Annotated in this window: 31 protein-coding genes; 12 read left to right on the top strand and 19 right to left on the bottom strand. The window is 44.3% G+C overall.

Going from position 1 to position 20,925, the window contains the following annotated elements:
* Positions 1–35 precede the first annotated feature (35 nt).
* Both W7W_RS0117505 and W7W_RS22985 read right to left on the bottom strand, forming a co-directional pair.
* A complete protein-coding gene (locus W7W_RS0117505; protein WP_010664966.1) occupies positions 36–1,448 on the bottom strand; it encodes a DUF5009 domain-containing protein in 1,413 nt (470 codons plus the stop codon).
* Positions 1,449–1,709: 261 nt separating this feature from the next.
* Entirely contained in the window at positions 1,710–2,150 is a 441-nt protein-coding gene (locus W7W_RS22985; protein ID WP_010664965.1) for a helix-turn-helix domain-containing protein, read from the bottom strand.
* A gap of 85 nt (positions 2,151–2,235) precedes the next feature.
* On the opposite strand from W7W_RS22985, the gene W7W_RS0117495 reads away from it, so the two are divergent.
* The 12 genes from W7W_RS0117495 (at position 2,236) to W7W_RS0117430 (ending at position 10,179) form a co-directional block, all read left to right on the top strand.
* On the top strand, positions 2,236–2,442 hold the full coding sequence (locus W7W_RS0117495) for a hypothetical protein (RefSeq protein WP_010664964.1): 207 nt from the start codon (positions 2,236–2,238) through the stop codon (positions 2,440–2,442).
* Between the two features lie 237 nt (positions 2,443–2,679).
* A complete protein-coding gene (locus tag W7W_RS0117485) occupies positions 2,680–4,779 on the top strand; it encodes a DDE-type integrase/transposase/recombinase (RefSeq protein WP_081485201.1) in 2,100 nt (699 codons plus the stop codon).
* A gap of 62 nt (positions 4,780–4,841) precedes the next feature.
* Entirely contained in the window at positions 4,842–5,777 is a 936-nt protein-coding gene (locus W7W_RS0117480) for an ATP-binding protein (RefSeq protein ID WP_010664962.1), read from the top strand.
* Between the two features lie 152 nt (positions 5,778–5,929).
* Entirely contained in the window at positions 5,930–6,610 is a 681-nt protein-coding gene (locus tag W7W_RS0117475; RefSeq protein ID WP_010664961.1) for a DUF3164 family protein, read from the top strand.
* Positions 6,611–6,620: 10 nt separating this feature from the next.
* Complete coding sequence (locus tag W7W_RS0117470; protein ID WP_010664960.1) at positions 6,621–6,872, top strand: hypothetical protein; 252 nt, start codon at positions 6,621–6,623, stop codon at positions 6,870–6,872.
* A 72-nt stretch (positions 6,873–6,944) separates the two neighbouring features.
* Positions 6,945–7,469: a hypothetical protein gene (locus tag W7W_RS0117465; RefSeq protein WP_010664959.1), complete on the top strand. Its 525-nt coding sequence runs from the start codon at positions 6,945–6,947 to the stop codon at positions 7,467–7,469.
* A 14-nt stretch (positions 7,470–7,483) separates the two neighbouring features.
* Complete coding sequence (locus W7W_RS0117460) at positions 7,484–7,693, top strand: hypothetical protein (protein ID WP_010664958.1); 210 nt, start codon at positions 7,484–7,486, stop codon at positions 7,691–7,693.
* A gap of 19 nt (positions 7,694–7,712) precedes the next feature.
* Positions 7,713–8,303 (top strand): ATP-dependent serine protease, encoded by a 591-nt coding sequence (locus tag W7W_RS0117455; protein WP_010664957.1) that lies wholly within the window; start codon positions 7,713–7,715, stop codon positions 8,301–8,303.
* Between the two features lie 21 nt (positions 8,304–8,324).
* Positions 8,325–8,957 (top strand): dATP/dGTP pyrophosphohydrolase domain-containing protein, encoded by a 633-nt coding sequence (locus W7W_RS0117450; RefSeq protein WP_010664956.1) that lies wholly within the window; start codon positions 8,325–8,327, stop codon positions 8,955–8,957.
* A gap of 2 nt (positions 8,958–8,959) precedes the next feature.
* Positions 8,960–9,190 carry a hypothetical protein gene (locus W7W_RS0117445; protein ID WP_010664955.1) on the top strand — a complete coding sequence of 77 codons (231 nt, stop codon included), beginning with the start codon at positions 8,960–8,962 and terminating at the stop codon, positions 9,188–9,190.
* A 1-nt stretch (position 9,191) separates the two neighbouring features.
* Entirely contained in the window at positions 9,192–9,386 is a 195-nt protein-coding gene (locus tag W7W_RS0117440) for a hypothetical protein (RefSeq protein ID WP_010664954.1), read from the top strand.
* A 184-nt stretch (positions 9,387–9,570) separates the two neighbouring features.
* A complete protein-coding gene (locus tag W7W_RS0117430; RefSeq protein WP_010664953.1) occupies positions 9,571–10,179 on the top strand; it encodes a hypothetical protein in 609 nt (202 codons plus the stop codon).
* Between the two features lie 51 nt (positions 10,180–10,230).
* Here the strand turns inward: W7W_RS0117430 and W7W_RS0117425 are convergent, their stop codons facing one another.
* The 17 genes from W7W_RS0117425 to W7W_RS0117340 form a co-directional block, all read right to left on the bottom strand.
* Positions 10,231–11,025 (bottom strand): DNA adenine methylase, encoded by a 795-nt coding sequence (locus W7W_RS0117425; RefSeq protein ID WP_010664952.1) that lies wholly within the window; start codon positions 11,023–11,025, stop codon positions 10,231–10,233.
* Positions 11,026–11,209: 184 nt separating this feature from the next.
* Positions 11,210–11,674, bottom strand: coding sequence for a hypothetical protein (locus W7W_RS22450; protein WP_010664951.1), 465 nt, complete (start codon positions 11,672–11,674; stop codon positions 11,210–11,212).
* Between the two features lie 308 nt (positions 11,675–11,982).
* Positions 11,983–12,201, bottom strand: a complete 219-nt coding sequence (locus W7W_RS0117410) for a hypothetical protein (RefSeq protein WP_010664950.1) — start codon at positions 12,199–12,201, stop codon at positions 11,983–11,985.
* A gap of 3 nt (positions 12,202–12,204) precedes the next feature.
* The gene (locus tag W7W_RS0117405; protein WP_010664949.1) at positions 12,205–13,677 is read right to left on the bottom strand and encodes a hypothetical protein; all 1,473 of its coding nucleotides are present in this window, start codon (positions 13,675–13,677) and stop codon (positions 12,205–12,207) included.
* 2 nt (positions 13,678–13,679) lie between these two features.
* Positions 13,680–13,931 carry a hypothetical protein gene (locus tag W7W_RS0117400; RefSeq protein ID WP_010664948.1) on the bottom strand — a complete coding sequence of 84 codons (252 nt, stop codon included), beginning with the start codon at positions 13,929–13,931 and terminating at the stop codon, positions 13,680–13,682.
* Position 13,932: 1 nt separating this feature from the next.
* Entirely contained in the window at positions 13,933–14,655 is a 723-nt protein-coding gene (locus W7W_RS0117395) for a hypothetical protein (protein ID WP_010664947.1), read from the bottom strand.
* The gene (locus W7W_RS0117390; RefSeq protein ID WP_010664946.1) at positions 14,655–15,377 is read right to left on the bottom strand and encodes a hypothetical protein; all 723 of its coding nucleotides are present in this window, start codon (positions 15,375–15,377) and stop codon (positions 14,655–14,657) included. The genes W7W_RS0117395 and W7W_RS0117390 overlap by 1 nt, the downstream gene beginning before the upstream one ends.
* A gap of 6 nt (positions 15,378–15,383) precedes the next feature.
* On the bottom strand, positions 15,384–15,854 hold the full coding sequence (locus tag W7W_RS22445; RefSeq protein WP_010664945.1) for a hypothetical protein: 471 nt from the start codon (positions 15,852–15,854) through the stop codon (positions 15,384–15,386).
* Entirely contained in the window at positions 15,841–16,683 is an 843-nt protein-coding gene (locus W7W_RS0117380) for a hypothetical protein (protein WP_010664944.1), read from the bottom strand. The genes W7W_RS22445 and W7W_RS0117380 overlap by 14 nt, the downstream gene beginning before the upstream one ends.
* A gap of 141 nt (positions 16,684–16,824) precedes the next feature.
* Positions 16,825–17,049, bottom strand: coding sequence for a hypothetical protein (locus W7W_RS0117375; protein ID WP_010664943.1), 225 nt, complete (start codon positions 17,047–17,049; stop codon positions 16,825–16,827).
* Between the two features lie 19 nt (positions 17,050–17,068).
* Positions 17,069–17,647 carry a hypothetical protein gene (locus W7W_RS23295; protein WP_010664942.1) on the bottom strand — a complete coding sequence of 193 codons (579 nt, stop codon included), beginning with the start codon at positions 17,645–17,647 and terminating at the stop codon, positions 17,069–17,071.
* Positions 17,648–17,713: 66 nt separating this feature from the next.
* Positions 17,714–18,238 (bottom strand): hypothetical protein, encoded by a 525-nt coding sequence (locus W7W_RS0117365; protein ID WP_010664941.1) that lies wholly within the window; start codon positions 18,236–18,238, stop codon positions 17,714–17,716.
* Positions 18,201–18,539 (bottom strand): coiled-coil domain-containing protein, encoded by a 339-nt coding sequence (locus W7W_RS0117360; protein WP_010664940.1) that lies wholly within the window; start codon positions 18,537–18,539, stop codon positions 18,201–18,203. Before W7W_RS0117360 ends, W7W_RS0117365 begins: the two co-directional genes overlap by 38 nt.
* Positions 18,532–19,116, bottom strand: coding sequence for an N-acetylmuramoyl-L-alanine amidase (locus W7W_RS0117355; RefSeq protein ID WP_010664939.1), 585 nt, complete (start codon positions 19,114–19,116; stop codon positions 18,532–18,534). Before W7W_RS0117355 ends, W7W_RS0117360 begins: the two co-directional genes overlap by 8 nt.
* Entirely contained in the window at positions 19,113–19,424 is a 312-nt protein-coding gene (locus W7W_RS0117350) for a hypothetical protein (protein WP_010664938.1), read from the bottom strand. The genes W7W_RS0117355 and W7W_RS0117350 overlap by 4 nt, the downstream gene beginning before the upstream one ends.
* Positions 19,424–19,933 carry a hypothetical protein gene (locus tag W7W_RS0117345; protein ID WP_010664937.1) on the bottom strand — a complete coding sequence of 170 codons (510 nt, stop codon included), beginning with the start codon at positions 19,931–19,933 and terminating at the stop codon, positions 19,424–19,426. The genes W7W_RS0117350 and W7W_RS0117345 overlap by 1 nt, the downstream gene beginning before the upstream one ends.
* Positions 19,930–20,889: a hypothetical protein gene (locus W7W_RS0117340; RefSeq protein ID WP_010664936.1), complete on the bottom strand. Its 960-nt coding sequence runs from the start codon at positions 20,887–20,889 to the stop codon at positions 19,930–19,932. The genes W7W_RS0117345 and W7W_RS0117340 overlap by 4 nt, the downstream gene beginning before the upstream one ends.
* Positions 20,890–20,925 lie beyond the last annotated feature (36 nt).

The raw sequence follows: 20,925 nt of genomic DNA, 5'->3' as shown, positions 1-20,925 counted from the left end.
AGGGGTTAGGCTTTTGGGGGAAACTATTAATACTTTCACACTCTCATAAAAAGCCTCTTATTTGCTGCTAAAGCACTCACCAAACCAACGCCCAAAGTAATCAGAATTGCTTTAATGACCATCAGCAAAACCGGATAATAGGGATTGACAAATAACACATCCAGACTGGTCAATGCAAAAACGGGCATAATCAAATTACTCCCGGCTACGTAGGCCATCATGGCATTCTTTCCGGAACCGGTTAGGATAAACAGATATTTTTTCAGATTCAGCACCTCCGTCAAAACCACAAGTCCTGTCAAACTAATTATAGAAAGCCCTGCTGTTAGCATCAAATAACTTAATGTGGCAGGATCTTTCTTTATTCCTCCGTGCAATGGTTCAAGAAGCCAACCTGCAAGGATCAGAACAATACTCAACGGCATTACATTCAGAAAAACCGAACGCCAAACCACTTCCCATTTTCTGATTAGTAACCAAAGTAAAATCAGCATCCCAAAAACAATAAAAAAAGTCACTGCCATTTCACGGACATATAAACCGGTAAGCGATGCAGCAATAATAACTCCGGATAAAATAAGAATGGACAGTGATCGCAGCAAATCTTTATTCTGTTCTGATTTACTATCCCCCGATCTTAAGGCCTCCCTCACTACAATGCCAGTATAAATACCCGGGATAAGTACAATCAAATATTTCAGGTAGTTCCATGATATAAGCCACGTCATAGGCGACCAGTCATACAATTGACTTACCCAGTTATCTCCATCACGCGCCCCTAAAAAGAAAGCAGTTATCAGTCCAAAGGCAATCCATAACGAATTATTCCATCTGCGATAAACCATATACAGAATTCCGCCACCCAGGGCTGTGTTAGCCAGAACCATTATGATAATATCAAAATACTGAACAGAGAACTCACGAATACCATTGATGTGCAATATTACGAACAGAATTATCAACAATGCCCATCCGGTTCCGGACATCCATCGTTTATTTTTATGCCACCATCCTGAAGAAGGAGAGGCAAAAACCAAAAGCATCCCAGCCATCGCTGTCAGAGCCAGCACCCATCTTATATTTGCTGACGACTCCAATCCCCATGGTCTTGCATGTTGAGATATAACTGCAAACAATGCCAAACCTAAAAACCGCCATACCAAATGGCCGGTAATTTTGAATGTTGATTCTCCGCTGTCGATGCGTCCGCCAAACGAAAAAGGAATGGCTGTGCCCATCGAAAAAAGAAACATAGGAAAAACCAGATCGACCCAAGTTATTCCTGGAATAGCCGGATTGAAAACATGATCAGGCGGTGGCAATTGTGCATGATACATCCATCCAGGAAGAGCTCCGTCAAAAGGAACGGCAGCCGATAAAACCATCATTAAAATTGCAAGCCCCCTGAGAGCATCCAAAGCTTCGAAACGAACCTTTTTACTTGTCATCACTAATTGAACTTTTTCTTAAAAAACTCAGGAAAATCAGTCGTCACTCCTTTTATTTCTTTATACTTCTGAGTGATTATTTTAGCATTTTTTGTATTTGGCCTTTCAAATCGTGCAAATTCGCTCCTACGAATCGTGCAAATTTAACAATTTAAAGGATTTTACTTTTAGGTGGTCATAACCTAAGTTTACATGTTATATTGGGTAGTATTGCCTTTTTTGGGGCATATTATAAGGAGGGGGCAAAACTGGGGGGCTTGGCTACTTTCTTCGAGAGGACTTCACGATAGGTTCGGCAGCAACATCATAGCCAGGAGGTTCGTTAGCCTTTTTTTCTCGCTTTAAATCCTCTAACTCCTTCTTTAACTCGTGGTTCTCAATAGCGAGTTCTTTCACACTCTCTATCAAATACAATGGCTCTGTGGACTTATCCTGGGAGGCTCTCTCCCTTGATAAAATGGCCTTATTCAACCTCTCCTCCGCTTTCATCATTCCACCTTTGCCTGTTAAAAGCCATTCTGCAGAATATTTCGGAAATTCTTCGATAATTTTCGACAGCCAACCACTGGATATGTCGGAATTTTTCTGAATACAGCGAGCTATAACACCGTTAGAAGTTCCGATTTTCTTTTCAAAACCTCTTGTGCTCATCCCCTCATTTTCAATGATTTTTATAATCCTTTGGGATATATCGCTCTCCATGTCGAAAAATATCTACATTTTTGTTGTGTGTCGAATATTATCTATATATATTTGTAGCAAATAAGTACAACAAATGTAGTGAAAAATGAAACTAAGTGACAAGTTATTGAAAAAACATTTCGAACAAACGCCTTATCAAAGGGTGGCTAAAGAGTTCGATGTCAGCGCAAAGTTTGTTGGAATGATTGCTCGAGGCGAACGGAAACCGGTGAGAGGTAAAGGCCTTCTCATTAAAGAACGGCTCGAAGAAATTATTCGACACGAAGAAAGTAACCATTTAACTACTATTTAAACACCTCCATGATGAAAGAACTAACTACTCTTGAATGGATTATTACCGTCTTATCCTTCGCAATTGCAATCGCCTCCATTATCCTCAATTTCATTTGGCTTTTCAGAGGATACTCATTTAGAGAATTTCTGGTGAACTGGAGAGAGCTATTCAGATAGCACGTAACCGGGTGGCCTTTGGTGTCCGGTTACGGCCGTGGTGGGTTCGAATCCCGCGCCACCCTCTATTTATTGTTTTATGCCAATATATCACAACAACATACTAAGCGTAACGACAAAGGAACTGCAGGAATGCGGTTTGTCAGCCGGTTATTTGAAAAGAGCACTGGCGGGCCAGCGACGTGGCGAAGTGTATTGTTGGGAGCATCACAAAGAAGGCAAACGGGTGTACATACACTATGACTCCCTGAAAGAGAAATACCAGGAACTTATTAAGAAACTTCTTTGTGATGACATGGAGCCTGAAGTTTACCTCAAAAAAAAGGATGAAGATCAGGCCCAGGCAACAATAGACAATCTGACTGACCAGGTAACCTCAATGGTCAGAACGGATCCCGATGAACTCCGGGAGTTGATTGATTCACAAATCTACACACCAACAGAAGCCCACCAATTGGCAAGGGCTGCCGGGTGGCTTAGAATCATCAATGAGTTTGATGTGAAAAAGGTGCGCAAGATGGGTTTTGAAAGTATTGCTACTTTCAGAAACGAGGTGTTTAAACGCTGCTTAAACGAACAGCGAACAGGGCCCGGAAAGGCTCCATTGATCAAGTTCAAAAAAGGCATGATTACCAGTGAGCGTGTGTTGTACCGCAACGCAGCCCAATACAAGAAGAGTGGCATTAAAGCACTCATGCATGCGGGCACAGGCAATGTAAACCGTGAGAAAGGTGATCAGATAGCCCACGCAAAACTAATAGACCTGGCATCGAATCAAGTTAAATACTCCTGGGAAGATGTGGCAATGATGTTCAATGACTGGGCCATTGAAAATGGCAAAGAACAGCTCACCACATCAACAATTAAAAAGTATTTAAACACCCCAAAAATAAAGAAAGTCTGGTTCTATAACAGGCATGGCAAGCATGCAGCAGACAATGAATTGCAACCCTTAATCAACAGGGAAAAACCAAGCTTCCCGGACGCCCTGTGGTCACTGGATGGTACAACCATGCAGCTCTATTACAGAGTAGAAGAGGAAGTATATAACAAGAAGACTGGCAGGAAAGAAAAGAAAATAAGTGTCCGGAGTGACCTATACGTCTATTTCGTGACAGATGCCAACACCGGTTCAATACTCGGCTACGCTGTAGCCTTTGCCGAAACGGCCGGTCTTGTTGAAGCCGCGTTGAGAGATGCGATCCACAAATACAGCTACAAGCCTTATCAACTTCAGTACGATAACAGCTCTGCCAATCAGGCAAGGGTCATCCAGCAGCTATATAAAAACATGAGCCGGGTACACTTCCCGTGCGAACCTTACAAGGGCCGCTCAAAGTATGTAGAGGGCATAATTGGACACTTTCAGCAACGGGTACTGCGCAAACGGGAAAATTTCAAAGGTGGTAACATTACAAGCGGCAGCCTTAATTCAAAGGCCAATCCCGAGTTATTGGCTCAACTAAGAAAGAATCCGGAGCTGCTTCCGGAAATGAATGAGGTTCTGGTGGAGTTTAAAAACGGTGTTGAGGAGTGGAACAGCAGAGGGGAAAGCCGTGACAATTACGGCCGCTTTGTAGGCGAAAGCAAGATAAAGCGCTACACATCTATACAGCATGAAAAGCGCTGTGAACTCAACTACTTCGACAAAATCAGCCTGTTTTTTATTGAACAGCCAGAGCTATACACCTACGGAACCAACGGAATTGAAATTGAACGGAAAGGGGTTAAGAGACACTATATAGTCCCCGACAACGATGGAACGGTAGGTGATTTTATGTTTGCCAATGAGCACATGGGAGAAAAATTCACAGTGCGGATGGATAGCGAAAAACCTGAGATGATTGTGCTTTACCAAAATGACAAGGTTGTTGCTGAAGCTTACGAAAAAGAACGATACGCATCCGCTGTGGCAGACATGAAAGAGGGTGAAAAAGGCAAACAGGTGCAGTTCAAGCAAAAACAGGAACAATATGGCTACGAATACGCCGTGCGCGAACTGGAAAAACAGCGGGATTTGCTTGATGAAATAAAAGCAACCGGTACTGAAGGTTTTGGATGGTGGGATACCTCAAAAGCAAATGAAAATGCAAGGGAATCCGCACTGGAGGATGTATCGAATGGCATGAGCGATGGACTGACCGAAAGGCAGCGCAGAATACTACAAATAGGGAAATAACAAAGCGCGCCGCTGCAACGGCACGCCTTATATACAATTCTAATCATTTAAACCATAAATGTATGAAAGTTTACTCAACAGAGCAAAAAAAGGAGATGCGCGACCGCATCGTTGCACTGCAGGAAAACAGCGGATTATCAGGAAACGAGTTTGCTGTAAAGCGTTTGGGGTTCTCCAACGGATCTAAATTCAGCCACGTCCGGAACAACTTTGACAAACCGGGAATGGTTGGGCAGGAAACCTGGGAGATTATCGACAAGTACATCCAGAAGGCAGAAAGCTACAAGGGCGTTCCAACGCAAAACCTGCGAAAAGTATGGGAAACCTGCGAGCGGGCTTATGCTCTAAAAAAGCCAATGGCTGTAGTTGGTGAAGGTGGCCTGGGAAAAACATTTGCCCTGGAGAAGTACAAAGAATACATCGAAAGTCAGCGAAAATTTAGAGTGGTTTACTTCGATGCCTCTATGGTAAAGACCAACAAACAGTTTGTGGCCGGCCTGATGAGAGCGTTGGACTGCTATAAGCCCGGAACCATGTCCGCACAAATTCTTGAGATGCGAGAATTTGCGAAGAAACAGGACATGCTTGTATGTATTGACGAGGTGAGCAGCATGAAAGGCCCCAATGTCACAATCACCAAGGATATAATGACCGCTTTCCGGGATATTTGCGGCATTGTAATGGCGGGGGCACCCTACTTTATCAATAACCTCAACAAGGGGGCCATAAGGGACAGCCACCTGTTTAGCGAGACGCGCGACCGCCTGTTTATGCTTCCCGAAAAACTAAGCAGACCTACTCCGGAGGAAGCTGAGGCAATATTCAGGGCCAATGGCATCAACAACGAGGAGGATCTTGACATTGTACTTGGTCGCAGGCCTGAATTTAAAAGTCACTCATGGCTTGCAAAAAAGACCTTCCGGGGTATTCGCGACTGCATCGACACCCTGCGAATGGCTGAACTCCCATCTATTGACTATTCAAGCATTAGCTTATGAGCAAAAGAAATAAAAGACGCCTTCTGACCAATGAGGAGTATTGGGCAAGGCAAAAGGCGCGCAAGGCCACATTGTTCACAATTATATGGATTGCCGCCTACATCATCTTTATCAGTTCAATTATGTATTTCACAATTTAAAACCATTTAAACATGGAAACAAAGGACTTAGCACAAGCTGCAACAAGCAATTTAAACTTAAACGAGCTCTCTTCTGAGGAGCTTGAGAAACTCCTGGAGCAAAAGAGAAGCCAGGAGAATACTGAGAGGCTTAAACGGCGAGAGGCCTATGAGGGTATTAGGGCAGATGTAGTGAGCCGGATAGAAAAAAAGGCGCGCGAAGTGGAAGCCTACGCCAAGGAGCTTTTTGATTTTGTTAGTGAAGAAACCGAAGCCTTTTACCAGGTGATGAAAGAATATGGCCAGCTGAGGAACGAAAACCAAATGAGCTATACCATATCAACCGAGAATTTTAAAGTTGAGGTAAAAGCCAACAAGGTTAAAAAGTTCGATGAGCGGGCCGATGTTGCTGCGGCAAGACTCATTGAGTTTCTCCAGGGATGGATCCAGAAAAGCAAAAGTGGCGTTGATGACCCCATGTATCAGCTTGGAATGACGCTATTGGAACGTAACAAATACGGTGATCTGGATTACAAGAGTATCAGCAAGCTTTACGATCTGGAGGAACGCTTCAATAATCCTGAATACAGCGCAATAATGCTCCTGTTCAGAGAAAGCAACGTCACCGAACGAACTGCCACCAACTTCTATTTCTACGAGCGCACAAAAATGGGTGTATGGCGAAAAGTAGAACCATCGTTTAACCGTCTTTAAAAATCGCATTATGTACCAGGTAAAAGCCATTATTTACGCAAAAGACCCTGAGTTCCCGGAAAGGAAATTTGAAAGGAAATACGCTCATGGGTTATACGTCCCCAAGGGGAAACAGGCACAGAAAAAGAAGGTATCTGAGGATGTAGCCGAATATTTAAACGAGAACCTAAAGCTTTCCCACGACAACAAGCATCTCGAATTTGATGTGGTTGTCACTTTGGTTCAAAGAATCAAAAACGACTTCATACTTAAAGAGGAGTAGCCTCCTCACCTGCAACGGTTCCAGGGGCGGTTCGATTCCGCCCGCAGGATCTCACATTTAAACACTATTTAAATGACTAAACAAGAACAAATACTCAGGCAAAAACGCCAGTTCTATCATCGACTACTCCTCGCATTGGGCGAAGAGCGCTACAAAAAGTTGATAGTGGCCGAAAGGTTTGGAGTGCAAAGCACCTCAGGCCTCACCGAAAAACAGATGGACATACTTATTCACGATGCCAGGCAACGACTTGAAAAAGTCCGCAAATCAAATCCACACTTCCCAAAGGCAAAGAGCCGGGAGAAAAGCGAACAACTCGTTCGCAAATGGCGCAACAAATGCCTCCTGGTACTCAACGAAAGGGGGATTACTGCAACGCCAAAAGACTGGTCAAATGTAAACCGGGAACTGGCAAAAAAGCAATATCAGTGGATTATGCCCCCCGAAAAGCAACAGCGTGAAATAGTAAACAGCAAAGGCCTTTATGCATTCAGCACAGTTGAGGATCTTAAAAAGCTGTTTCATCAGCTGGTAGCCATTCGCGACAATGAGCGAAAGAAAGCCAAAGAATTAAGAGAACTAATGTTGAGGAACTAACAATGGTTGGCGATATGAGAACAACAAACAAATACCTGAGAAAGGTTATTGCCTGCGAGGACTGCAAAGGCGTTGGAGAGATACTGATAGATCCAGGCACTCACAGCAAGTTTTACGAAAAGCAAGCCTGTAAAACATGCAACGGATCAGGCAGGCTGATCAGAAAAACAGCCGTTGAATATGAGCCTTACAACGAGGATCAGAAAGTAATGGTTCGAATATAAACCAAAACACACCAAACACATGAGAACTTATAGTCCCACAAGCGTTCTGGAGCGCAATGTAGAAACCTATCCTTTTCAGGATGGGTGGAACCTTATCCTTGGAGAGCCTGACATTAGGTTTTCCACGCTCATAAGGGGAAAGGCCAAAAGCGGGAAAAGTACTTACTGCATGAAGTTTGCCCAGCACTGTAGCCAGTGGGGCAAAGTTCTGTATGTAACCGCTGAGGAACGCATCAACAGTAAAACCCTGCGAAAGAGGATTCTTTCATGCGGGGTTGACTCACCTAAAGTACGCTTTTTACATACCAAGCACATCGAGGATATCGACAGGTTTTTGCACAGGGGTGGATTCCGTTTTGTAATAGTGGATAGCGTTCAGCACGTGGCCATGAGCTATGAGGATTTTGAGGACTTACGGCAAAAGTACAAGCGCCGGAAACTCTCTTGGCACCTGGTGATGCAAACCGGAGTTCCACTCGCAAAGTGGGAGCATGAAGTAGATGTCCTGATTGATGTTAAAGAGGGCTTTGCTTATTCCCATGGCCGGTATGGAAAAGCCGACCGCATGCAGGTGCTCAACGGACAAATGGCACAAGGACAGTTATTTTAAACACCATTTAAACCACATCAAATGGAAACAGCTATAGTATTATTAACAGAACACCTTGAGGAGAAAAAGGCAAACCTCGAAGGTATCAGCGGAACCCACGTGGATGGGCCGCACTACAAAAACATCATTGAAAAGGCCAAAGCCAGAACTCAAAAGGAAGTTAATGAGATTGAGTTGGCTATAAAATACCTCATAACGCATGAGGAAGTCAATTCAAAATCTATTTTTGAAAGGTTTGAGACAACTTACATAAAAAACGGGGTCGTTGTAAGTGGCCCCGTGGAACCGCCTTTTACAAAGTCTCAAACGCGGGCACTTCAAAACTTAATGTTTGAGGTGGCAAGCTGGTCAGATAAGACCTTTGGAAACGCCCAGCGGAATCCGGCAATAATCCACCACCTTAAAGAGGAGGTAACAGAACTCCTGGAGGTGGTAACTGCCTATGAAGCCAGCAAGCCGGACGGAAAGCTGCTAAAAGAGGCAAATGAAGAGTATGCTGATTGCCTCATGTTGCTGCTTGATTCGGCCTACCATATAGGCTTTTCAGCAGAAAAACTCATTTTTGCCGCATTTCAAAAGCTGGAAGTCAATAAAAACAGAGAATGGCAACAGCCAGACGAAAACGGAGTATGTCACCATATTAAAAAACACTAATCATGGACACCACAAAATTCAACATCGAATACCAGTACAGTCTTTACCTAGAGAAGATGAATTTGAAAGAGGAGCAAATGCACCCCGTTCAAAAGCAGGAAACAAAACGCGCCTTTATCAGCGGAATCGATGATGTCGCAGACATGCAACTGGAACAGGGAGTAACTGCGCTCGACGATATGTTTAACCAGGTTAACGACTTCTTTAAGAAGCAGAGCCAAAAAGCCAACTAATATGGTACCACACATTGTAAACTTAGGCAGCGTAGAAGATATTCGAGTCACGCTGCAACTCCCAAATGAGATTCCTCCACAAAGGTTAAGAAACGAGATAGCCTATGAAAAGAACAACAAGAACCGGGCTACGGTAATTAAAATGCTTGAGAGTAAACTTCGAAAAATGACTAAAGATGAAAAGAACGGACTTTAAAACACTAATCGAAATGGGCATGGTTCTAATAGTTGTGGCCGTGTTCATTGGCCTAATTGTTTGGGCCGCCTGGTACGAGTTCTGAACCACTTATCCAAACAGCATGGATGAAAAGAATAAATAGCAAGCCTGTTGGATAATCCGGCAGGCTTTTTAATTTTGTATATACCAAACACATAGAAAAATGAAAAAACTTACTCTTTTCCTAACTGCATTTACTGCATCTTTAAGCCTGTTGGCACAGGCCCCGGCTCAATACGACAGCTTACAGAACATTCCGGATAAAAACATCAGCGCATTAATAGGGCAGACCGTCCGGATCGTAGAGGTGAATGAACTTTATTCCTCTCAAGACAGAGGTGCAAGAATAAATGATCCCTCCCTGGTGAATAAGGGTTTTACCTTCGCTGATGCCACCAGGGATGAAGACCGCCTACAAATTTGGGTGAAGCTAACCGGCCCGGAGACAATTTTCTACAGGCTAACCGGCCGAAACATGGAAAACCCGCCATTTCTGGTTAATGGTTTTTTTGAAAAGCAGCAGCAACTTTACTCAGGAAAATCGTTTAAACTAAAACTGGAGCAAGACTACCTGGAACTAAACTCCGGAACAAAACAAACTTTCACCAGGAACGACACTTTCACCTGCAGGAAACTCGACTTGGTAAATCATGGCGGTGAAATCATTCCTTCTTTTATCCTGGAGAATCAATCGGGCCAATCCATCGCGGTACCGCTTAAAGGCTTTGAAACCACTGCCGGCAATACCATTGACAGGTTTATTGAGTTGTAATTTAAACGGTGTTTAAATATAAAAAAGGCTGCCCAAACCGGGCAGCCTTTTTTAATAATTCATAGTAAGCACCTCAGTCTTAGTCTTGCGCTTAGCCTTGCCATTTACGCTAACTTTGGAATCAAACGACTTAGTTTTCCAGCCATACTTTTTGGTGTATTGCGTTAATATTGGACTTGGGTAACTGGACAGCAAAAACTTTCCTTTAAGATTAGCAAGTGTCTGCAACAACTCCTCATAATCATTAATTGAGTATCCGTCATAATGACCCATATTGCTATTGTAATAAGGTGGGTCAACGTAAAAGAAACTATCCTCCCGGTCACGAGCATGCATAATATACAAAGCATCGGCACACTCAAGCTGCACGTTTTGAAGCTTAATAGCAAGGTCAACAGAGAAGTCATTGCGTTTATTGTCTATCTTCTTTGAGGTTGTATTTCTCTTTACATCATATCCCCATGTCCCGTCCAGCTTTCCGGCGAAACCTTGAGCGCTTAGCATCCACAATGCCCAGGCGCGCTTTAACTCAGGGAACATGTCAGGATTGTTGTAAATGACATAGGCTCTACGATGCAAGTCGCGGCTGTGGAGGCTTATTTGAATTTCCTTTTCAAGGGCCGGGAACTCATTTTGAACGACTCGGTAAAAGTTGATTAACTCCCGGTTGGTGTCGTTAAGTACCTCTACATTACTCTTTTCTTTGGCAAAAAATATTGCTGCACCTCCACAAAACGGCTCACAATAAAGGTTGTGTTCAGGGATTAAAGGCAGTATGTGTTTTGCCATCTGTTGTTTACCGCCGTAATAAGTAACCGGCGTTTTCATGTTCAATTTTTCACTCATTTTAGTCAAATTTTATTAAGTTTGTATTGCTACAACAATATGAATGCGGATATCACACAAACAAGGTATTTAAGCCCTCGACGTGTGCGATATTCGCATTTTTTGTGTTGTTGTAGCAGATAACCAAAATGAAGCGTTGGGGGCTTTTTTACTTACTCATAGGCCGTATAATTTTTTATTCTCTTTATAGTGGCCACAAACGGCATAAACTCCTTATCTCTCTCAAGCCTGTCTTCCGCTCCGGAGGGTCAACAATCAGCCTGGCAAGTCCGGCTCTGAATTGCTCGCCGTTGCTTAGCACCTTAAACGGCCTTAGCCACGCGGGCACATCTCCAAGTCCAACCGCCGCGAGCGCACCGGTTACCTTTTTAAAATCCCCTTCCGGAGCAATACAGTCAATAATGGGCCTGTTGTTATCCCAGCCTTTGTAAAGGTCATGTATTGGCACATTGGGCCATGACCTTTGACCTATACTCGTTTTCCCGGAACCCGACGGCCCAACTATTAGGCCAATTTGAAAATCTTCCTCAATCGGGATATCGGCCACATGCTCCCATGTGTGGCCGTACTCAGGGTTAAAAAGGCTTTTAACCTTATTGGCTCTAAAGCTGTCAAAGTTATTGCAGCTGTGTTTTACCTCAATTCTCATACTGATACTAGCTTTAAGTGTTTAAATCCCATTTTCTTTAGTTTCTCGAAAATCTCCTTTTGCTCCTTTTCTGAGCTGCACTTGAGTACTACGGCGTGCTGTTCTTTGTACTTAAATGTTTTATCCATTTCAACAATAATTTTTATTTATATTTGCAATCTCTCTGACATTTACTGCATAAAAAAGGTGCATGCACACCGACCGAAGACATTTGCCTCCGGCGTGGTGTGCATGCACCTTTATTGTTAGTAGAAGGTCAGAGAGCTACTAACAGAGTCGGGGGCTCTTTATCCCCCTTAGAAATATTTCTACAAACTGAACTTTGACGAATGACTAATAAACGGCACAACCTCCCCCATTCCAAGACAAATGCCGCACATGCGGCTATCATCCGGGAACAGGTTTTCGGCATCGCCGTTAAGTCCAAGTTCAACCCCCTTGAGGTTTGATTCTTCGTTTTCGAAAAACTGCTCCTTTTCGGGGGCGATGCTCAATACTTGTCCTTTATATGTGCTTTCGTCTGCCATGAATTATGCTGGTAAGTTTTTAGCCTGGATTGTGACTCGTGCTTTCCAGTAGCGGATAAAAAGGCGCTCGCTGGTAGCTTCGTCGTAATTGGGGTCTAAGTTGCCGTATTGGGGAACGCCGTTGACATCGTAATTAATGCGAGGCTCGGCGTACAAGTCCATTTTTAGCCACACGGCATTTGCGAGGGTTGGGTCTGTTTTTGAAACCTTCAACTCTATTGAACGTGGCTTATCGAGGTAAATTTCCTGAACGTAACCGGTGGCGCTTGTAAAATCGAGACCATCGGCGGTGGTGGCAATAAATGTTTCTCCCACATCGCGCGTTTTACCTGATGCCGTTTGTGAAATGGCTTCATCGCGAACTATGTAAGTTTTGCCATCAGTGAGCGCGGTTCCAGGATTGATGGCGGGGCCTAAATCGGCATCGACATTTACGGCATTACCGTTACGGGTAGCACGTTGTCCAAGTGCTTCGAGGCTGTTGATATGACGCAATTTAAGAAGGTCAACAATATCGGTTTCGGCGGTGGCATCAACGGTTTGGTCGATGATATTGCCGGATGCGTCGATATTGGTATAGCTCACAAAGTCGCCTGCAAAATCGGCCAGTGAACCCTCCGGGTATTTGCCTATATAGCCAGCTTCGTAACTCATTCGAGCAGCTTGGCATCCGGGCACGAGGTAGAAGTTTTCTTTTGCAGGGTCAATGAACAAATCGCCATCAGTTTGATAGCGGCAATTTTGCAGGTATTGGCTTGCTACGCCTCCATATACTACTGCCATCCGTGCGCGTAGATCTTCGAGTTTTTCGGTGTCGTCGGCTCCTGCTGGGGCTGTAAAAGTTGTTTCATCTGCTCCTTGGTCGCCTCCGGTGAATTTGAATGTGCAGTTGTGGAAGATAGTATAAACAATTTTCATATCACCGGTATAAAGCGGGTTAATGATTACATTCGACTCCGATATGATTGAATTTTTAAATCTATAATCTCCAAATTGCCTTAAATTCACTTCTCCACCATAAACCGTACAATTCTCAAGTATGTCAAAATGTGATATTGAGTTATTAAAAAACAAACAATTAGTGAGCTTATTTCGAGGCTCATATTGCGGCCTATAAATTGAAAGGTTTTCTATATTAGAGATAATGCAATTATTCCAAATCCAATTTACTTCAAAACCAATACTCTGCCTCAATTTTAAATAATTTCTTATTTTAATATTACTAAAACCTCTGAAACCTTGAAAACTCCCGTCAATAAAAGATGATAAATTATTGCCACCATCAAAAACTAAAAATCCAACCGAGTCAATCGTAGTCGATACTGGGCCAGAAGATAGAGCCTCAGAAAAAAAACCCACACCGCTAATAGGAGATAACCCCGCATCAATAGCACTCTGAATACTCCGCTTAGGCGTATCCCAGCTAAGGCCGTCATTTTCTACATTCCCGTAATTAGTAACATATCCAGCTGCCATATCTACAATATTTCAACGTTAAAAATGTGCTCTTTTACTGTGTACAAAGAGGGGTTAAGGAATTCCCGTTTTGCTGTGAAGCGCAGTCCGTCCTGCTCAATTGTCCAGGTGCATGTATTATCACTTTTAAGATCTCTCATATCTGTAAAGTCGATTTGAGAAAACACGGTTTGGGCGTATTCGAGGAACTCCGGCGATTGCTCGCTGTAGGGTTTTGTTTCGTCGAAATAGATATTGTCTTTTACCTGTATCATGCTACTTGTAATTTATGAGTAAGACTCCTGATTCTTTGCCGCTCTCGTAAGTTATCTGATAGTTGTACTCTCCCGCAGCTACGTCTATGGGCATTGCTTCGAGTGTGGAGGCGGTGAGTATTGCTATTTCTGAACTGTCTGATATTTTCACGAGCTTAACGGTGTCGAGGTTAAGGTGTGAGGGTACGGCTGTTATTTGCCTGGCTTCAGCAAAGGCGGTGGGGATGGTGGTGTGGCCGATTAGGGAGAAGCGCTCCTGGGAGGATCCGCCCCCAGCATTCTCACTCAACCAATCCAACTCCTCCCTCAGCCCAATCACATCCTCAATTGTAATATCCCCAATAGTTCCGCCCTGGTATGCCCAGTGGCTGGGATGAGTTTCCGGATTTTGCCCTGCAGGGGCATCCTCAAGAAGCCTGTAGAAACCTTCCTTCTGGAATTGTTTGTCTTCACTTTCAGGGTTGCTAAAGCTTACATATTCGGCTAAGTCGGGGTCAAATATGTAATTCTTTTGAGGGTCGTACTCCCCAACCTGTTCGGGGGCTACTACATCCTTCTTATCCATCTTTGCATCCAGCAGCGTTTGCAACCCCTCCACCTGCGCACTGGGTATATTATCATCCTTATGAAAAAATGAATCCAGCCAGTCCCAGAATTGCGCCTGAGTAGGTTTGCTGCCGGTGCGGAACCAGTTCTTTATGGTGTTTATTGATTGTTTGGCCATTACAAGTAATATGAGATATTATCAAGGTGGATTGTATATGAACCGCCCATTACAACTAAAGAACCACTCGTAGGGTTAATAAATGCCTCTGCATTGCCCATATCAAGCTCATCAGTCCCTTGAACCAAAGGAACAATTTTATTTACGGAGGGTCTATAAGACTCGGGGATGATTGTAGCTTGTACCAGAGGAACAGCAGCATCTCTATTTATAACAATTGTTCCTTTAAACCTAATTTCTCCGGATGCCGTTTTTGAAATATATGCATTAGAAGCGTCAGCAGTGTAATCAGCAGTTGAAACTGAAGGCAACTGCACCCATTCCAAGTTTTCAAGGGCATCCAACCTGTCTATGTTTGAGTTTACCTTCCCTCTGGTTATATCCGCCCAAGGCACATTTTCGGAAGTGTCGGAGGAAGTTCCAAACTCAGCTGTATAAACTATTTCGGTTTCAGAACCGGCACCGACAGGATAAACATTTTCTGTGGTTATGATTCTCACATTGGTCTGGATGGAACCGCCCTTGAATGGAACCAGTTTGCCTTTAAGTACCATCCAGCCGGAGGTAGCTGTTGAACCGGACACGGTGCAACCACTCACAATGAAGTTGTCTCCACCTATTGCGGCCAGTTTCTCAAGTGCGGAATAAGATGCCTGCATAAAAGCAAGCAGGTCGGTTGTCAAGGGGACATCCCTTGTGTTTTCTAATACTATTTTATTCATAGCGCGTTAGTTTATGTCGTATCGTTTACCTGCCAGTTTGTAATAATCAACCAGGGCCCTCATGGCATATATGTCTCCCTGTGAATAGGTGTAAGGGGTTTTCACTATAAAATCAAAGTTGCCGCCGTCGTAAGCACTGCGGTTATGTATGAGCAGGGCCGGATCTGTTCGCGGCTGTATTATCACGGGCTCCTCATCGGAGCGGCGGTGGATAAGTGTTACTACTTCGCCCCCGGCATCCTGTATGTATATGCGGCGTAGTTGGGGGTCGAAGCGGTCGTTTAGGGCATCTTCAATTGACCAGACCTGCGATGTGTGGGCCAGCTTGTAGGTTACATTGTTATTGTAGCTCAACAGGGTGTTGTAAATGTGAATCACTCCAGAGCCCATTGCGCTGATGAGACCATAAACACTGCCGGTTCTCAACTTAATGGGAAGTAGATTTACAACAAACCATTTCCAGTTAATCAACATCATAAGGCCTGTAGTTTATTGTTAGGTTTGCTTCATCAATCACCATATACCCGGCATTGGGTTTTACCCTTGCATCGATGTTTTGCCAGTCGTTGGCTGCATACTTGCTTTCGGCACTCAACACCGTAGGAATTACCACACCTTCGGTTTCCTGGAGCGCATCCACCAGTGCAACCACCTGAAACTCTCCGTTAAACGGCAGGGACTTAATGAACGACATGATGGTATCCTTGACGGGTTCCCCACCGCCCTCAAGTAAAAGTCCGTTTTCATCCAGCACCATCGGATCATACATGATATCAACCGACAGTCTCAAGTCATCACCGGCATCACTGATAACGGTTATTTTCACACCCGCATCCTTTACCTTATTGATGTAGGTGGTAAAGGCGGTCAGCTCCGAGGCATCAAGCGGGGCCAGATTCTCACCCTCGCTGGTAGCCACCTTCAGAAACAGCTGTCCTGCTATTTCATCTACTGCAGCATAGTCCACCACTTGTTTGGCTTCATCCGTTTCGTCGTAGTTTCCGGTGTCCGGATTGATGCCGTCTCCAAACTGAAAAGCCCTTGCAAGATTGACATACCATTGCCGGTTGTGTACAAGCCGCTGCGCAAGTGAGGTGTCAACGTCGCTTTTGAGTAAATCGAAAAGAGACTCAACCACAAAAATGGCGGAGGCCACAATGTAAAAAAGGATGCTCTCCAGGCTTACCATCGAAAAAACTGAGGAAAACTCAGCGCCTGCAGCAAAGCCGTAATACCCTGCAATAGTTTCATTACTCATAAAGTCGGAGGTCATTCCGCTTTTTATTTCTGTGATTGTTCTTGCCATTTTTGCGATAGTTTGAAAAAGGTTAACGAGTTCTCATTGTCCGAATAGCACACAAAAGCTAAGGGGCAGTTACTGCAGGTGCAGAAACCACAATACTCGTATCTCTCTGTTATTATTTCGGCATTACTCATAAGCATTTGCTTACCCGCGTTTAATCCAGTAATAATAGATTCCCTGGGCCCATGAATAGGCATAAACCATTGTCATAATCAATATTCCCCATTGTTCATTTTGAATGGTAGTCCAGATCCAAAAAGGCTGCCCGAGCATTCCCAGTATATACCCCCATCTTTTCCATTGCTCTTTTCTGCTTACAAACCAAATTGCTGAAGCTCCGAAAATCATTATAGCTATCTGTGATAACATCCTGCTACTATTTGTATTGTTACGATACAACAAAGTCAACGCCTATGGCCCAATAGCCAATACCTTCTTTAACCAGCTCACCGCTTTCGTCATCACCTGCAGCTGCTCCGGTTGCGGGGATAATGTTTTTGCCTTTAAAGTAGCCGGCCACTGCCTTATTGACTACTCCTGGCAGTTGCAACGTTTCGCCGGTGGTCAGTTCATCGGTCAGAGAAAGACCGTTTAAGACGGCAAGCTCCAGAGCAGCCTCAGCAGATCCGAGTTTCTGAATAGCGATATCAAAGAGGCTTTGGCCTTCAACTATCTTCACCTGGTCAGGATCCGGCATTCTCAAAAACGATGAACCCGATATCACCGGTGGTTCATTTATTACCGGATCGCTCCCGGCCGTAGTTGGCACTAAGCTTTTAAAGCTGAAGAAATCCGCAATGTCGTTGTCGATAATTTTCGACAGCCGTAAAGTGTATCCGGGTACCGGTTGATCGGTAATGGAAAGGCCGTTTAGAGTAGCAAGTGCAAAAGCAGCCTCAGCCGATCCGAGTCTCTGAATCGCGACATCAAACAAACTTTGTCCTTCAACTGCTTTTATACTTCCCATTTTTGCCGTTTAAATGCCGTTTAAATTGCTTTCGGTTTGTTTTTGCGGCCAACTACACCACAAACATCAAAACAGAGCCTTAAAAGGCTTTTTAAAATAAATGTATAGTCCTGCGATAAGAGCCAGGAAAAAAGTGCTGATCAAACCTTTTACCAACCACCCCGAAACGGCAGGTTTCTTTTTCTCCTTTAGCCGGGTTTCTTTATCGGTTGCGGTCTCTTTTTCCGTTTTGTCTGTAACGCGCTTTTCCACACTGGAGGTTTTCTCCTCCTCCTTTTCGGCCCGTATATCATTGTCCTTTTTCGACAGGGCTGTTTGGTTGATGTAGGTCGATTCTACCGGATACTGCCGGCCCGCCGTGTCGGGCTCCGACCATTTCACAATAACGGTAGAGGTTACCACGCTGTCTGCGCTTACTGTTTTATCAGTTACAGACTCCAAAGTTTGGGCTTTGTCCATTTTCTCAAGGTCGGTTTTCACATCGGCCTTAAGCGTGGTTTCTTTCTTCGCATCTTCTTTCAGGGTGGTTTTGGTTGTTTTGCAGGCACCCAGACTAATAGTCAATGCCATTATCATCAAGAAGCTTCTCATACTGTGCAATTTTGTTTTGAAGGGTTGTTATTTTCCGGTTCTTGCGTTTAGAGATTCGGATCTCATCTTTCAATGATTCTATCTCATCCCTCAGCAATCGGTTTTGTTCGGTAAGCTCATTCACTTCGTCAAGAAGTTTGTCAACTCTGTTTTCGAGACTATCCACCACCTTTTGCCATGTAGCAATGGCCATATCAATATTTTCTATTGATTGCCGCTTGCGACCAAAGAACCACCCGGAGAAGTGACCGGCCAGACCGGTTCCCAGGGAAATAAGAATTGTTGCCAGAATATCACGCATAACCTTTATTTATTGCCATCAGTATGGCTTCAACATGAAGGTCGGTAATCACCTGCCTTCCTTTTTCAGACATAATAAACCTGCAGTCCTCTACGGTGTCCATAAACAGGTTTTCGGTGAGCACTGCAGGACAATGCGTATGCTTCAGAACATAGAACTGCGCCTCCTTATCACCGTCCCCGTCGGTCATATCTTTCCTGATATTCATCCAGGGCAATAGCTTTTCCGCACTCTTTACAAAGCATTCGGCAATGTCATCGCTCCTGGTTTCACCTACCGAGGTAAAAACTTCCCATCCGGTTCCTCCGCCGGCATTGGCATGAATGGAAACCAAGAAACTGCCCGGATTACGTCGGTAAATCTCATTAACACGCCTTACCCGCTCACTTAGCTCAACATCGGTTTGCTCCGGAACAATCAAAACGGATTCTACTCCTTTTGACTTTAGCGCCTTTGCAAGCCTTTTGGCAATGTCACGGTTAAACTCCCACTCAAACAGCTGTGAGCCATCGGCCCATTTTGGACTTCGCTTGCCGTGTGTATCTACCCCGTGTCCGTTATCAATAATCACTTTCATAATCCGTCCGTTTTAATGTTAATTTCCATTCGTTCTTTGTACTCATCGTAGTCAATGCCGGCCCTGGTGAAATGGGAGCGGATTCTTTGTTCCACTTTCGTGGCACTATAATTACCACGCATAAACTTTGTCAATCCCACACCAATCAAAGGGTCTTCTTTCAGTTCACCCTGACTCATTTGTAAAACCATGGCCGCTTCCTGGTCGGTGGTATTTCCCGGTACCATGCCCGTCAGGATTTTACCTTTGCTGTCAAGCTTCGGTCTTACAACCAGGTCGTAAGTGGTGTCCAATAATACTCCCTTCATCAGTGCGTTATTTTAGAATCCTCAATCTCCGAAAAGTCCTCTTTGTCTGTGATAGAGGACAATCCCGTTTTAATAGTTGTAAGCAGAGCGGCCCCGCCATCGGAGGAGCCAGGAACGCCGTTGTTAATAGCATCAATGATTCCGTCAACCCTTGCGGTTAATTTCTCCAGTTGCGTTTTCAACTCCGGAGTATTGGCGAATCCACCATTTAAGCCCTGATTAAATTCAATCAACTCCGCGTCATTGGCATAAAGCAAAAAGGCAGTGGCTTCATTTCCCTCGAGTATGGCAATCAGGCATTCTGTTCCTTTCACTGGTTTAACGGCCATCATACCCACACCCAGCAAAACATCATAGTAGGGAAGATCATCCTCATCCGTAGCGGTCATGGTTTTGTTTTCCCAATCCACAGACTCGGCATCCACCCAGCGGAGGGTTGCTTTTACAGCTCCTCTTAAATGCTGTTTAAACAGTCCGGCAAATTCGTCCAGTTCACTTTTTAATGTCATACCGCTTTGTCTCCAAGTTTACATTGTTGCCGGTAACCCTCCTCCGAAAATGTCTTAGTCACTGAATCGATGTAATACAGCCCGTCCTTTTCGGGATATAAAACGCTCCGGAGTTTTACCCTCATACCATGCTGAACTCTTGGAATGCCAAAAAGCGTAATGTCACCATCAAGTCCCGGTTGCTTGGCTTCATTGTAAATTTGTTTGGCTTCATTCAGCATCTCAGTTTTTGTGAGAGTAATACCACTGAGTTCCCTGGTGATTCTTTTTCCGGCTCCCTTGTCTCCAAACTCAACCTTGAGTTTCTTCCCAACTTTCCGCAAAAGGCTTATCACAACCATTGTTGCTTCAATGGCCTTTTGCTTTATGCTCTCACCAGCTGTTTTCTCCAGTAATATTTCCACCGGATCCGCATCGCTTTTGGAAGCGCCAAAGGCATGCAGCTCTTTGGCTTCAAACCAGCAATTGATGCCTGACTTTGTGAGATCCTCAAGTATTTTACTGGCCGGCATGTTTGAGTATCGTACTTTCCCCATTACTTTGCTTTCATCGCAAACAATCACGTATCCCGGTGCAACTGCCTGCAATAGTTCTTTCAGGGAACAATTCTCTTTACTCACACTTACCGTCGAGCGCTTCAGCTGATACATCTCATCCTCGCAACTAATCACCAGTGGAATTCCTGCAGGTACTTTGTTGATGTATCCCTGAAACTCCAGAGAGAGATTTCCATCATAGCCGAGCCATATTTCTATGGGGTCACCTTCCCGGAACCATTCACTCACATTCATCCTGTCAAAATCTTTCACCTTGCGAGGAATGGTTATTTCTGCCGTATCGGTCAATGACTTCCAGCTACTCTCTGTCGTAACCTGGTTAAACCGCCTTATCTTAAATGCCTGCCTACCGTTGTGGGCAGGGAAAAACAATTCTCCATATAGTGCGTAAGTGCTCATAATTGGCTTTAACTGTCAAAAGAATAGCGGCGAGGC

It is taken from the genome of Marinilabilia salmonicolor JCM 21150 (assembly GCF_000259075.1).
In the GTDB taxonomy this organism is placed as follows: Bacteria; Bacteroidota; Bacteroidia; order Bacteroidales; family Marinilabiliaceae; genus Marinilabilia; species Marinilabilia salmonicolor.
The sequence above is the reverse complement of the archived record's forward strand: the minus strand, read 5'-3'. Positions and strand labels throughout refer to the sequence as shown.